At 63.0% G+C, this 13,643-nt stretch carries 13 protein-coding genes; 5 read left to right on the forward strand and 8 right to left on the reverse strand.

Features of this window, described 5'->3' with window-relative positions; genetic code table 11:
* Positions 1-138: 138 nt before the first annotated feature.
* A complete protein-coding gene (locus tag ACVOL0_RS18610; RefSeq protein ID WP_481530891.1) occupies positions 139-618 on the reverse strand; it encodes an FKBP-type peptidyl-prolyl cis-trans isomerase in 480 nt (159 codons plus the stop codon).
* Between the two features lie 110 nt (positions 619-728).
* On the opposite strand from ACVOL0_RS18610, the gene ACVOL0_RS18615 reads away from it, so the two are divergent.
* The 3 genes from ACVOL0_RS18615 to ACVOL0_RS18625 all read left to right on the forward strand — a co-directional run bounded on the left by ACVOL0_RS18615 (position 729) and on the right by ACVOL0_RS18625 (position 3,642).
* Positions 729-1,262, forward strand: coding sequence for a C40 family peptidase (locus ACVOL0_RS18615; RefSeq protein ID WP_481550341.1), 534 nt, complete (start codon positions 729-731; stop codon positions 1,260-1,262).
* 106 nt (positions 1,263-1,368) lie between these two features.
* Complete coding sequence (locus tag ACVOL0_RS18620) at positions 1,369-2,112, forward strand: C40 family peptidase (RefSeq protein ID WP_481550342.1); 744 nt, start codon at positions 1,369-1,371, stop codon at positions 2,110-2,112.
* A gap of 198 nt (positions 2,113-2,310) precedes the next feature.
* Positions 2,311-3,642, forward strand: a complete 1,332-nt coding sequence (locus ACVOL0_RS18625) for a sigma-54 interaction domain-containing protein (RefSeq protein WP_481550343.1) — start codon at positions 2,311-2,313, stop codon at positions 3,640-3,642.
* A gap of 52 nt (positions 3,643-3,694) precedes the next feature.
* Here the strand turns inward: ACVOL0_RS18625 and ACVOL0_RS18630 are convergent, their stop codons facing one another.
* From ACVOL0_RS18630 to ACVOL0_RS18660, 7 genes are all read right to left on the reverse strand, one after another.
* The gene (locus tag ACVOL0_RS18630) at positions 3,695-5,017 is read right to left on the reverse strand and encodes a transporter family protein (RefSeq protein ID WP_481550344.1); all 1,323 of its coding nucleotides are present in this window, start codon (positions 5,015-5,017) and stop codon (positions 3,695-3,697) included.
* 50 nt (positions 5,018-5,067) lie between these two features.
* Positions 5,068-5,835 carry a hypothetical protein gene (locus ACVOL0_RS18635; protein WP_481550345.1) on the reverse strand — a complete coding sequence of 256 codons (768 nt, stop codon included), beginning with the start codon at positions 5,833-5,835 and terminating at the stop codon, positions 5,068-5,070.
* Between the two features lie 12 nt (positions 5,836-5,847).
* A complete protein-coding gene (locus tag ACVOL0_RS18640; protein WP_481550346.1) occupies positions 5,848-6,549 on the reverse strand; it encodes a C39 family peptidase in 702 nt (233 codons plus the stop codon).
* A 149-nt stretch (positions 6,550-6,698) separates the two neighbouring features.
* Complete coding sequence (locus ACVOL0_RS18645) at positions 6,699-8,126, reverse strand: adhesin (protein ID WP_481550347.1); 1,428 nt, start codon at positions 8,124-8,126, stop codon at positions 6,699-6,701.
* A 47-nt stretch (positions 8,127-8,173) separates the two neighbouring features.
* Positions 8,174-8,815, reverse strand: a complete 642-nt coding sequence (locus tag ACVOL0_RS18650; protein ID WP_481550348.1) for a hypothetical protein — start codon at positions 8,813-8,815, stop codon at positions 8,174-8,176.
* Positions 8,812-9,348 carry a hypothetical protein gene (locus ACVOL0_RS18655; protein ID WP_481550349.1) on the reverse strand — a complete coding sequence of 179 codons (537 nt, stop codon included), beginning with the start codon at positions 9,346-9,348 and terminating at the stop codon, positions 8,812-8,814. The genes ACVOL0_RS18650 and ACVOL0_RS18655 overlap by 4 nt, the downstream gene beginning before the upstream one ends.
* A gap of 495 nt (positions 9,349-9,843) precedes the next feature.
* Entirely contained in the window at positions 9,844-11,175 is a 1,332-nt protein-coding gene (locus tag ACVOL0_RS18660) for a dicarboxylate/amino acid:cation symporter (protein WP_481550350.1), read from the reverse strand.
* A gap of 151 nt (positions 11,176-11,326) precedes the next feature.
* Between ACVOL0_RS18660 and ACVOL0_RS18665 the strand changes: the two genes are divergently transcribed.
* Both ACVOL0_RS18665 and ACVOL0_RS18670 read left to right on the forward strand, forming a co-directional pair.
* Entirely contained in the window at positions 11,327-13,027 is a 1,701-nt protein-coding gene (locus ACVOL0_RS18665; protein WP_481550351.1) for an alkaline phosphatase, read from the forward strand.
* Entirely contained in the window at positions 13,024-13,551 is a 528-nt protein-coding gene (locus ACVOL0_RS18670) for a WG repeat-containing protein (RefSeq protein ID WP_481550352.1), read from the forward strand. Before ACVOL0_RS18665 ends, ACVOL0_RS18670 begins: the two co-directional genes overlap by 4 nt.
* Positions 13,552-13,643: the final 92 nt, after the last annotated feature.

Below are 13,643 nucleotides of genomic sequence, written 5' to 3' on the forward strand. Positions count from 1 at the left end.
CCCCCCCCCCCCCCCCCCCCCCCCCCCCCCCCCCCCCCCCCCCCCCCCCCCCCCCCCCCCCCCCAAATACTGGGGCCAACCCCACACCGCCCCGCTACCGGGGCCCGTTCCGGTGCTGCATTGCCTTGCGGCAAGCGCTTAGTGCTGGTGACCGCCGTCGCCGTGCACGTGGCCGTGCTGCACTTCTTCTTCACTGGCTTCACGCACTTCGATGATTTCCACGTCGAAATGCAGGTCCTTGCCGGCCATCGGGTGGTTCAGGTCGACGTCGACCACGGTCATGCCGACCTTCTCGACGGTGACCGCGCGCGGGCCGAAATTGGTCTGCAGGATCACCTGGGTGCCCGGGATCAGCGGGGTCTTGCCGAAGTGCTTCTTCGGCACGCGCTGGGTCATGCCCTCACGGCGCTCGCCATAGGCGTCGGTCGACTTCACGTCGACGCCGAAGCTCTCGCCAGCTTCCTTGTCCATCATCGCCGCTTCCAGGCCCGGGATGATGTTGCCGTGGCCGATCAGGATGGCCAAGGGATCACGGTCCTTGGAGCTCTCGATCGGCTCCTGGCCCACTTCGGAGACGGTGTAGTGGAAACGGACGACGCGGTCTTTTTCGATCTTCATGCGCAACTCTGATAAATGGCTGCCCGCTGGCAGACGTTGGGACGGCTTGTCGGCCGCCGGGGACGCCGCCATGATGACGGCCTTCTAAGGTGGCGCATTATCCGGGCTCCATGCACATCACGCCAGTTCTCCGCTTCTGCTCGTGGCGCCTGCCGGCCACACTCCTGACCGCCGCGCTGTTGAGCGCCTGTGGACACAACCCGCCGAAACGGGCCGCTGCACCCAGTCCGGCCCGCAATTACTCACCCGTCCCCCCCGCCGACCCTGCGGCAGCGGCCTCGGTGCTGATGCGGGCCTTGGGGCTGGTCGGCACCCCGTACCGCTACGGCGGCAATACCCCGGAGTCCGGCTTCGACTGCAGCGGCCTGGTCACTTATGTATACCGGGACATGCTGGCATTGAACCTGCCGCGCACCTCGCGCGAACTGGCAGCCATCCAGGGGCCCAAAATCGCCACCGACCGCCTGACCGCCGGCGATCTGGTCTTTTTTGGCGACAAGGGCAATGTATGGCACGTCGGGATCTATGTCGGCGAAGGCCGTTTTGTGCACGCGCCCAGCACCGGCGGAACCGTCCGCCTGGACCACCTTGATGGGGCCTATTGGCGGGATCATTACACCGGTGCGAAGCGAGTATTACGGTAAAACGAGACCCTCTTCACGAAAAATAACGTTTTGTTAACGAAAATTGTACCTATCCACACGTTTCACAGGGCATGATCGCCCATCGACTTTTCCTAGTGACTGCCGCGTGACGACTGACAACACGTCCCATCCGAGCCAGCCAAAGATTGTTCCGCTCACCCTCCGCCGCCTGATCTGCGCTGCGGCACTGGCTCTGGCCAGCCTGCCCGCCCTGGCTCAGAGCGCCGATACCGCCCCGGCTGCCAAGCCTGCGGCGGCCAAAACCGAAGCGCCGCGCAGCAAGGCTGACAGCGCTGCCACCGCTACCCTCGCCGCGCTGTTGCCGCACCTGGCCGCAAGCGAAACCATTCCGCTGATGGATCGCTCGGCGATGTTTGCGGGCGATCTCAGTCGGCTGATTTCCGCCTACGACGCCTCCAAGGGTGTCTCCGCTGCCACCGAGGCGGCATTGGCCAATGATTCCGATGGCAAGGTGCAGTCCATCCTGCGCCGTGCCATGACCCTGCTGGGCACCCCGTATCGCTGGGGCGGCACCTCGCCGGACGCCGGCTTTGATTGCAGTGGTTTGGTCGGCTATGTGTTCCGTACCGCGCTGGGCGTCGAGCTGCCGCGCGTGTCACGCGAAATGGCCAGCCAGGCCAATTCCGAACTGATCAATGACCGCGCGTCACTGGCCGCCGGCGACCTGGTGTTCTTCGGCCGCAAGGGACGCGTTGACCATGTAGGTATCTACGTCGGTGAAGGCCGCTTCCTGCACGCCCCGAGCACCGGCAAGGACGTGCGTACCGATACGCTGCTCACCGGTTATTGGGGTGACAAGTTCATGCAGGCACGTCGCGTGGCGCTGTAAGCGCCTTGTCGGCAACTACCTGCCAAGCCGCAACCTACGGGTTGCGGCTTTTTTATTGCCCGACCGTTCGACATCACTTTTTTTGCACAAAAGTTAATACGAACAGCTCTCCAGCTACCCACAAACAAAGTGCCAAATACGATTGCACATGCGCGAAACACAGGTATATGGTGACGCCGAATGGAGGAGTGACCAGGCATGGCCGCAACATCTGTGTCAAGTACACGTTGTGTGATCTGGTTTGGAAATCCGGGGGCAAGAGAGAAAGTGATGCTGGCTGCGGATGGCTGGCAGGTAAGAACGGTACTTCCCCAACAGCCCGCGCACATCGGCATGCGTGGCGGCGATACGGTGGTTGGCCTGATCGATTTCCGCACCAGCTCGGAAAGTGAGTTGGAGCGCATCGGCAAGCTCACCGCCGAGCATCAGCATATGCCGTTGTTTGCCATCACCCCGGCCACCGACGGCATTGAGCACCTGCCGCGCCATCCCCTGCTTGCTGCCTGTCGCCAGCAGTTTCCGCACCCGCCGGATCTGAAAGAACTGCTGCGTGGCCTGCAGGGCCTGAGCAACGACGTGCCGCGCGCGGCCAGCGAGGACGTGCTGGAAACCCTGCTCGGCGAGAGCGAGGTGATGCTGGTCATGCGTGCCACCCTGCGCAAGTACGCACCGGTGGATCTACCCGTCCTGATCACCGGGGAAACCGGCACCGGCAAGGAAGTGGCCGCCCATGCATTGCATCGCCTATCGGCACGCAACGGCAAACCCTTCCAGGCAATCAACTGTGGTGCCATTCCTTCCACCTTGATCCAATCGGAACTGTTCGGTCATGAGCGTGGAGCCTTCACTGGTGCCACCGGCCGTCGCCAGGGCCTGTTTGAAACCGCGCACACCGGCAGCGTGTTCCTTGATGAAATCGGCGACCTGCCGCTGGATGCGCAGACCAGCCTGTTGCGGGTATTACAGGAAGGCACCATCGAACGGGTCGGCAGCAATCAGCCCATCCCGGTGGATGTGCGCATCCTCGCTGCCACCCACGTGGACCTGGAACGTGCGGTGGAGGAGGGCCGCTTCCGTCGCGATCTCTACTACCGGCTCAACGTGCTGCGCCTGGCGATGCCACCACTACGCAAACGCGACGGTGACATCGAACTGCTTTCCCGCCAGTTCCTGCGCAACTTCCGCATGCGCCACCCCACCCGCGCACGTGGCTACACCACGGAAGCACGTCAGGCGATGGATCGTTTTCCCTGGCCAGGCAACGTCCGCGAACTACTCAACCGGGTCCAGCGCGCGGCCATCACTGCCGAAGGCGAATTGATCAGTTGTACCGACCTGGAACTCAACCAGCCCACAAATGGCGCCCAACTCAGCCAGGCGCGCAGTCATGCCGAACGCGAAACCCTGCTGTCGTGCCTGCAGCAAAGCCAATACAACATCAGCGCCTGCGCCAGGCTGATGAAAGTGTCACGGGTGACCATCTATCGCATGTGCCGCAAACATCAACTGGAGCTGGAAGCGCTGCGCTGAGTGGCTGCACGCAGCGCCCCCTTGTTGAACAAGTTTCATCGCGCAAGCGTGCTCACAGCATGTAAGGCACCTTGAACGCCAGGGTGAAATCCGGTGCATCCGGAGTTAGTCCAATTCCCAGCAAGCTGACGAAGGTGGCCTTGGGCGTCAACGCGTATGTCACCCCCAGATTGAGCGTACCGGCATTGCCATCGCTGCCGATCACCTTCATCCACTTGCCGTCCTTGTAGCGGGTGCTGGCACGGGCACTCATACGGTCGCTGAAGGAAATGCTCAGGCTGGTACGCTCGTTGAAGGCAAATGCCACACCCGCACCGAAGTAATACGAATCACCCAGATTGACCTCGCCCGGATTGACCGTGTCCGGATTGGCATCGATATCATCAAAGCTGCGCTTGAACGAGCGCACATAGCCGATGTTGCCGAACAGAATCGCAGGGTCCGCACTCTTCACCGCTGACAGCCCGATATTCGCCTGCCATAGACCATTGCCGGTTGGCTGCTTGGACGGCACCGCAAAACGAATGAAATTGTCGTCGTCGCGCTCGATCACTTTCCAATCCAAGCCATAAGGCTCTCGTCCGGTCGGCGCGGTAACACCGCCGGTCAACACAGTCTCCGGCCGCCAGCCGCGCTCACCAAACAACTTGTAATTGGCGCTCACGCTGACATCGCCGATGCCGGTACCGTGGGTTTCTTCCTGCGCGATGGCGGCCGCCGATCCACCTGCGCCACCCTTCTGGTAAATGGTCTTGCGGGCGATATACGGCACATCCAGGTTCAAGGTCAGGCGGGGATTGAGACCCCAGCGCGCCGCGAAGTTGTAGGTAAGCGAATCGGACTCGACGTTCTCGATGGCAATGTTGCCAAGGAAGATCGCATCCAGGGCCAGGAAGCCGTTGAGGGTAAGCTGTTTACGGTCGTAGCGTGCATAGGTGATGCTGTTTTCCAAGGTCAGCTTTTGATTGAACAGGGCCGATTGTTGTTGTTTCACATCATCAACACTGCGCCGTGCTGCTTCCTTGGCCCGTTGCGCTTCGGTCGCGCTGCTGGCATAGCCTTCTCCCGCGGGCGTTGAAGCTGCAGGCGGCGCCGCAGCAACGGGAGCGGTGGCAGCCTCCCCCGCAGGCAGCTGCGGTGTCGGCAGCACCTGCGCGGTCTTGCCCGTGACCCGCGCCTGGATTGCCTGCACCTGCATGTCCAGTTCACGCAGGCGCCGTACCTCCTGGGCATAGCTGGCTTTGAGCGCCTCCAACTGCGCCACCAGTGCCCGTACGTCTTCTGCATCGTTACTGCCGGTTGTCGCCTCCTGCGCCATCACCCTGGGTGAAGCAACAGTCAGACTCACCAGCGCCGCCATCGCCAGTCGTTTCATTGTCTCGTTCCTCTACGTTGGACTCGCCAAAGCACGTGCAGCGCACGTACTCATTGCCCGCCAATCCCGCCAATCCCCCGATTGAGCGTGATGGCCTGTGCCACGTTCTGCGCCAACGGCAGGTTCCCTGCCATCGACGCCCGCACCAGATCTATCTGCAGCCGGTTGCTGACCAACTGCCCATCGCTGGTCAGCTGGATGCCCTGGCCAACGCTACCGCTACGCAACCATTGCTGCACCGCCCCCTGCCCCTGGATGGTCAACTGCAGACGTGCCGCATTTCCATCAAAGCTGGCCACAGCGCTGGCATCGCCCGACTGCGCCGTGGCATTGCCCGCCACCGATCCGCTGGCCGTTGGCACGACGCCGTCGTTACGCACATCAAGATGCATGACGTTGCTGGCACGATTGCCATCGCCGGCGATCTGCACGCTCTGACTGACGCCTGCCACGTTGTCCAGACCACTGCCGTCGATACTGCGGCCGCTGCTCCCAGGCAGTGGCGCATTGGCGTCGGTGATGCTGACACTGGGGGTGAACGTCACCTTCGGCACGCTGCCGCCTTTGCTGAAATCCATGCCCAGCTGCATGCTGCCCTGCAGGTTCTGGCCGGTCCCGGTCTGCCAGGTCGAAATCATGGTCACCCCGAACCAGGCCACGGCATTGCCGCCAACGGTATAGCGGCCACGCATCAGATTGAGTTCCGGGTCGGGTATTTCGTGCAGGCCCTTGCCTGGCTTCTGTGCTGGTTCCGCGCCGAGGGCTGGCAGCGCGACAGTCAGCGCCAAGGCCAGCAGGGCAAATTTGATTGCATTCATCACAACACTCCTTCAGAACAGGTCCGCATGGCTGAAACCAAAATCGACCAGTTCCGCATCGGTAATGGGGCTGGCCCCTTGCCGCGCATACAGCGCGCGTGCACTGGGCCGCTCACTGGGTTGCAGCAGCACGGTATTGCGGTCGAAGTCGCTGCCTATGACCACGAACACAGCGCGCGAAGGCCAGGCTTCGAGAAACTCCGGCAACGGCACCACACGATTGCCGAGAATCGGGTCAGCAACCTCGGCCATGCCGTCGCGTATCTGCTTGAGTACGACGAAGTGGCGGAAGCCGCGTACATCCATCAGCACCAGGCTGGGAACGCGCAGGTTCATCAGACGCTCTTCATCAATCCGGTAGCCGCGACCACGCATGCCCAGCGATTCCACGTAACGCTTGATGTCCAGCAACGAGAATCCGCGCTGCTTTACCAACTCCGGGTCGGCCACCCCCATCATTCCCTGGATCACCGTCGCCTCGTCGGTGTTGAGGTGGTAGGCATGTTTGAGGATGGTCGCCAACGCCGCAGCACCGCAGCTGTAATCGGTCTGCTGCCGCACCAGGTTGCGAAAACGTCGCTCCTTCATGCTCTCGACCTTCCCGCTGTACAAGGCGCCATTGGGCAGCACACTGCTGAATGCCACCTCGCCCGCATGCAACAGGCCGGGTGACAAGCTCAACGCACAAGCCAACAGCAGCGAGCGACGAAGCATGAGCGTAGTACCTCCAGAGCGGCGGAAGGTGGGAGCCCCCTCCCGGGGGAGAGGAATGGGGGCTCCCGGAACCCGGTCATTGGCGGATGGCCGGGTTTGTTACGCGGAGCAGGCGCGTCATCCCAGGGGATGACGCATCCCGTTACGACTCACTCACCACCACCGTTGGGCGGGGTGCCGCCACCGGTTGACGGCTGTGCCACCGCCAGCGCAAGGCTGTTGGCCTGCAGGTTGCCGGTGCCCGAGGACAGATTCACACCGATGTTGCCGGAGGCGTTGGAGAACGCGGCGCCCGACAGACTGGCGGTATTGGTCGCATTGACCGCCACCCAGTTAACGGTGCTCACCTGGCCACTGAGGCTGGCCGTCAGATCAGCCGTTCCCATCTCGCTGAACTTGCTGGTGCCCTTCTCATCGGTATCCCACGCCATGCCGCCCACGCCCGGACGGTTCGGATTGGCAACGGCACCCTGGGTCTGGTTGTCCCAATCAGAGTGACCGGTCTGATCGCCGGACGGATGGGTGTCGCCACTCCAGTTGTCCGGATAGAAGTTGGTCTTCTGGTAGGAGTTGCCGGTGCCAGCGTACTCGCCGGTGCCGCTGCCCTTGGTGGTACCCGTCACCTTGCCGCTCAGGTTTACGTTGACGGTGCTGACCAGACGGTCGTAGTAGCCATTGTTCTCGACCTTGTTACCACTCGAACTCTGGTTCGAGCTGATGGTCGAGGTGGCATAGGCGCTGGTAGCGACCGAGGCAGCCAGAGCGTTCTTCTGCTCGTTGTTGTTGCCCGAGGTCACATTGACGCCGATGTTACCGGCTGCACCGGAGAACGCATTGCCACCAATACCGGCGGTATTGGTAACACCATGGTTCATGGTCATGTTGTTCATGCCGGCCTGGTTCACGAACACTTCGGCGTCGGCCATGCCAAAGCTGAAGGACGCGTCAGCAGCCGATAGCGCAGCGGCATTGTCCTGGGCGTTGTTGTCACCAGCAGCCACGTTGAAGCCCAGGTTGCCTGAAGCATTGGAAGCAACATCCGAACCGATCGAGGCATCGTTGTCCAGCAGCGCATTCCCAGCCTGGTTGTTGGAGATCGACTGGCGGTTGTCAACGATGGCAATCGCTGCCGAATCCAGGTCGATATTGCCGGTGATGGTCGGGTCACCGGAGAAGTTCACGTCCGAGCTCAGGCGGATGTCCTTCTCGATGTTCACATCGACACCGTGGTTGTTCTTTTCCTTGCGCTCGTCGGCAGTGATGTTCGAGGTCTTCTGCACGTTCTCGTTTACATCACTGGACCAGGTGCTGGTGGTCTCGGTGTTGGTCCTGGTATCGGTATTGTTGCGGGTGTCGTTGTAGCGCAGACGAGCTGCAGCATCCAACTTCAGATCAACGTCGGTATCAACATTGGTATTGATGTTGGTGTTCGTGTTGGTATTGGTGCGCGTCTCGGTCACATTGTGCTTGTGGTCGATGTTCGCGCTCGCGTTTTGATCGTCCGCCGCATTGGCTGCCGCGCTGAGGGTCAGCGCGGAAACCGCCATGGCGAGTACGTTCCATTTGATCGCTTTCATGGTGCCCTCTTCAGGTTTTCTGATGCATCGGGTGGATGGAGCTGTGCTCACGGGGTGCTCTGCACGGAAATACTGAACCTGTTTTCCGTTGCATTGCCTGATCCCGCGATCTGATTGAGTTGCAGCACACCGTCAAATCCGCGCAATGCGGATGCCTCCACACCTACCCTTCGGGTAGCACGCGGGTCGGTGACGATGGACTGCCCCCCTGCCGACGCGAGCACCTCGGATGAAGCCATGGCTTCATCACTTGCCTCGCGTATGCCCTGTGCGGCCAGCGTCGCGGTGACGGAGTTCAACTCCGCATTGCCACCACCACTGGCCTGATTGATTGACGCAATGCCACCGGCACCGGCCAGCGCATTGCCGCCGATGGTGGCCGTGGCCTGCATCGGTGAATTGAAAAGATTGGACTGGCGCTGCTGCAGACTGCGGACACTGGCCGATGCCTGCCCGCCATTGGCCATGCTGTGCAGGTTGGCCTGCAGGTTGAGGTCACCCGCCGCCTGATTGACCTTGATCGAGCCATTGGCACCGGCCAAGGCCCCACCCTCGATACGCGTGTCAGTGGAGAGATAGGACAGCATGCCGCTGTAGCTGTCAGTGCCCGACTGCGCGTGCGCGTTGGCCGCTACGGAAAGCACTGCTACAAGCAACACAGCGGAGCTGCGCAGGATGGATCTGCTCACTTGCCACCTGCCCCGGCCGGCTGGCCCAACGGGAACTGCGCCAAGGCCCCGCGCACCTGGTCACCAATGCCCCGCGTCGCACCACCCACAGCCCCCATCGGACCACCAATGGCACCTGACAACTGGCCACCGGACAACATGCCGTCACCGCCCACAACCCGCCCCAAGGTGCCGCCAACCACGCCGCTGGTTACCCGCTCGACGGTAGTCTGGCCATGCCCGGCCAGCTGCTGGCTGCCGGCCACGCCCGAACCCATTGCCGCGTAGTCGTCGTCACTGAGCTCACTCATGCCACCGACCCCCAAGGCGGAGCTGAGCTCCTTGCGCGGTGAGGGATCGGCGATCAAGGCCATGCCGGGCGGTGCCATGCGGTAGGCCGGGCGCGTGGACACATCACGCAACAACACGATTTCGCCTGGCTGTGCTTTTACGCCCTGGCGTGCACCCGAGGCCAGTGCGGCCTCACTGGCGACAGTACCGATCAGCAGCAAACCGATCAGGGCGGCATAACGATGTAGGGTCCAGCTGTCCATTGCGTCGTCCACTCGTACCAACGCGAGTGATGGAGCAGCATCCGTGCCAAGCAACTATTTCCATTAAAAACAATTGGTTGCAAGTACAGCCCAGCATGCCCGGGTGTATCCATGTCACAGCCATGCGGATATCAAAGCCGGCGTAGGCAAGCCTCGATGGAACCGCGAAATGCACACCTGGCCTGGCTTTCACGCCGCTGTATCAGTGTTGTTACAGGCAGTTGTTACACCTGCTACAAGCAGCAACGGCCAGGCATGACATAGGTCGGCAAGGCCTCTGCTCTGCTTGTAGCAGCGGCGTCGGCCGCGAAGCTGACGGCGCTGGATTGCCCGCACCCCCAATCACCCGATGAATTTCGGATCTCGCCGCTGGCACCGCTCTCACAAAAAAACCGATGCCAGGGTCTGGGCATCGGTTTCCGGGTGACTCAGAGACTCAAGTGAGGGGCATTTCAGCGATGCCGATTTTTGCCCGATGCGGCGACAGCAAACGCGCTAGTCGAGATGTCGCCCACCCGCACCAGTACCCATTGCTGGCGTACCCGCAGCGTCATAGACCTGCTGGTCGAGCAGCCCGGTCTCCTTGGCCACGATCACCGGCACCACCATCTGCCCGGTGACATTGGTCATGGTGCGCATCATGTCGAGGATGCGATCGATGGCGTACAGGTAACCAATCGCCTCCAGCGGCAGGTTGGCCGCGCTCAGCACCACCGTCGCCATCACCACCGCCGTACCCGGCACACCCGCGGTGCCGAAGCTGCCCAGCACCGAAGCGATCAGCACGATCACATACTGCTCCGGGGTCAGTGGCACACCGGTGTACTGGGCGATGAACACCGCACACAAGGCTGGGTAGATCGCGCCGCAGCCGTCCATCTTGATGCTGGCACCCAGTGGCACGGCGAAGGAGGCGTAATCCTTGTTGACGCCGAGGTTGTCACTGATCGAACGCATCGCCACTGGCATCGCCGCAAAGCTCGACGAGGCAACGAACGCCACCTGCATGCCCGGCGCGGCACCCCGGAAGAACTTCCATGGATTCAAGCCATGGGCCAGCAGCAGGCCGCTGTAAACGACGACGATGTGCAGCGCACAGGCCACGTACAGCGCCAGCACGAAGTTGCCCAGCGGCAGCAGCTTCTCGAAGCCATAGCTGCCGACCAGGCCTGCGATCAGGCCGAAGGTACCCAGCGGGGTCATCTCCAGCACGAAGCGGGTCACCTGGATCATGATCTCGCTCATCTGCCCAACCAGCTTGCGCGCCTCGTTGACCTTCTCGCCCAGCTTGACCATCGCAAAGCCGAGCAGGCCGGCAAAAAAGATCACCGGCAGGATCGAGCCACGTCCGGCCGCCAGCACCTGCTCACCGGCCGCATTGGCCTTGGTGCCGATACCGGCCAGCGCATAGAACACATTGGACGGCACCACATCCATCAGCACCTTGGCGATGGAAGGCACGTCACGCGGGGTATAGGCCGTGTCCACCGCCAGCTTCAGGCCGCCGGTGCCCGGCTGCATCACCGTGCCAACCAGCAGGCCGATGCCCACCGCCAACGCGGCAGTGATGACAAACCACAGGAAGGTGCGGCCACTGAGTGCTGCCACCGACTTCTGCCCATGCAGCGAGCCGATGGCGTTGATCACGGCAAAGAACACCAGCGGCACCGCGATCATCTTGATCAAGGTGACGTAGAGCTCGCCCAAGGGGCCAAAAAAGGTTTCGGCCGCCGGTCCCAGCGCCCAGCCGGCCAGCGCGCCGAGCACGAAGCCGCCGACCACCCGCTGCCAGAAGGGGATCCGCAGCCAGGCAGAAACCACATTCATATCGTCAATCCGGGATAAAAATCGAAGGTTCCCACGATAGCGCAAGGCCTGCGCCAGCACGATGCCCACACAGAAAAGCTGCGTGTCATATGCATGCCTTCCACGCTTGACCATAATGGCGGTCTGTATTCATCCAGCGGTAACAACCCCGATGCGCAAAGCCAGTTTCCTGTCCGCCGCCCTGTCCACCCTGCTGCTTGGCGCCTGCGCCAGCACCGGCCCGCAGTCCGGCCCGGCCAACGCGGTCAGCGTTGACGTCCCCCAGATCACCCGTCCGGACGGGGAAACACCGCAGTGGTGGTACCGCGACGGTGCCGCCCGCGCCGCTGGCAATGGCGCCATGGCCGGCAAGGCCAAGAACGTCATCCTGTTCCTGGGCGACGGCATGAGCCTGACCACCGTGGCCGCGGCACGCATCCTCGAAGGCCAGCGCAAGGGTCAGCCGGGTGAAGAGAACCTGCTGTCCTGGGAGCGCTTCCCGGCCACCGCGTTCAGCAAGACCTACAACACCGACTCGCAGACCCCCGACTCGGCCGGCACCATGACCGCCATCACCACCGGCGTGAAGACCCACATGGGCGCGATCGGCGTCAGCGCCGGCAGCCGCAACAACTGCGCCGACAGCCTGCCCAAGGGCTTGCTGACCTGGCTGCAGTTGGCCGACAGCGCCGGCATGGCCACCGGCATCGTCTCCACCGCACGGCTGACCCATGCCACCCCGGCGGCGACCTATGCGCACTCACCCGAGCGCAACTGGGAAAACGACACCGACCTGCCGGAAGCGGCCAAGGCCGCCGGCTGCGTGGACATCGCCCAGCAGCTGATCTCCACCGCCCGCTACGGCCAGGGCCCGCTGGTCGCGCTGGGTGGCGGCCGCGGCCAGTTCACCACCATCAACGAGCAGGACCCCGAGTACGCCGACAAGGTTGGCCTGCGCCTGGATGGCCGCAACCTGGTTGCCGAGTGGCAGGCCAAGCACCCGCAGGGCGCCTATGTCTGGAACGCTGACCAGCTCAAGGCCGCCGCCAACGCCCCGGCCCTGCTCGGCCTGTTCGAGCCGGACCACATGCAGTACGAGCAGGACCGCGCCAAGGACCCGGCCGGTGAGCCCTCGCTGGCAGAGCTGACCCGTGCCGCCATCGCCAACCTGTCCAAGCACCAGGAAGGCTTCGTGCTGATGGTCGAAGGCGCCCGCATCGACCACGCCAACCACAGCGGCAACGCTGCCCGTGCACTGGGCGACACCATCGCCATGTCCGACGCGGTCAAGGCCGCCATGGACGCGACCTCGGCCGAGGACACCCTGATCATCGTCACCGCCGACCACTCGCACACCCTCAACTTCGTCGGCTACCCGGCGCGCGGCAATGCCATCCTCGGCAAGGTCAAGGACAAGGGCGGCGAAGACGGCATGGGCGCGCTGGATCTGGCCCGCGACGGAATGGGTATGCCCTACACCACGCTGAGCTACGCCAATGGCCCGGGTTATACCGGCGCCAGCAACCAGCAGCCGGCCGGCCCCAAGCGCTTCCCGCATGGGCCGAGCAGCTTCGAAGCCGCCAACGGCCGCCCCGACCTGACCCATGTCGACACCGAGCACCCGGACTACATGCAGGAAGCGCTGGTGCCGTCCAAGAGCGAATCGCACGGCGGTGAGGATGTCGGCATCTGGGCACGCGGCCCGGGCAGCAAGGCAGTCCGTGGCACGATGGAACAGAACACCATCTACCACCTGATCGTGCAGGCCACCCCGCGCCTGCGCGAGCGTCTGTGCAGCCTGGGCACCTGCGACGCGCACGGCGTACCGGTCGAGCTCCCGCAGCCGGCCAAGTTCGAGCTCAAGGCGCAGTGAGCCGGATCCGGCACGCTGCCGGCTGGCCAGTGGCAGCCTTGCTGTCACTGGTCACGGTGCCCGCGATCGCGCTGGCCGATGAGGCCTGCTACCGGATGGACACCGATGCGTTCAAGATTCTGGAAGGCTGCAAGCGGACCGGCAATGGCAGGCTGATCGCCAGCGAAACTGCGCTGGCGCAGCTCGAGTACGATGCCGATGGGCTGACCGCGATCATTGCCGGCAAACAGCATTACTACCTGCGTCGCGATGGCCGCCATCTGCCGGTGATCACCTACGACAATGAACCCGACTACTTCGAGGAAGGCCTGACCCGGGCCATGGTCGATGGCCGGATTGGCTACTACGACCGCCAGCTTCAGCCAGCCTTCGCGGCTCGTTTCGACTGGGGTTGGCCATTCAAGGATGGCATTGCCGAAGTCTGCCAGGGCTGCGCGCCCGGCAAACCCGACCCCGGCGGCCACACCGCCATCGAAGGCGGCAAGCATTACCGCATCGACCGCCAGGGCAATATCCTGCCCTGAGCCGGGTTTGCAGACCCTTGTGGGAGCGGCGTCAGCCGCGAAGCATATAGCCCGTCAGTTTGCGGGGTGGTTGGTAGTTCAATGGCGCCGGC

This window comes from Stenotrophomonas sp. STEN021 (assembly GCF_056760175.1).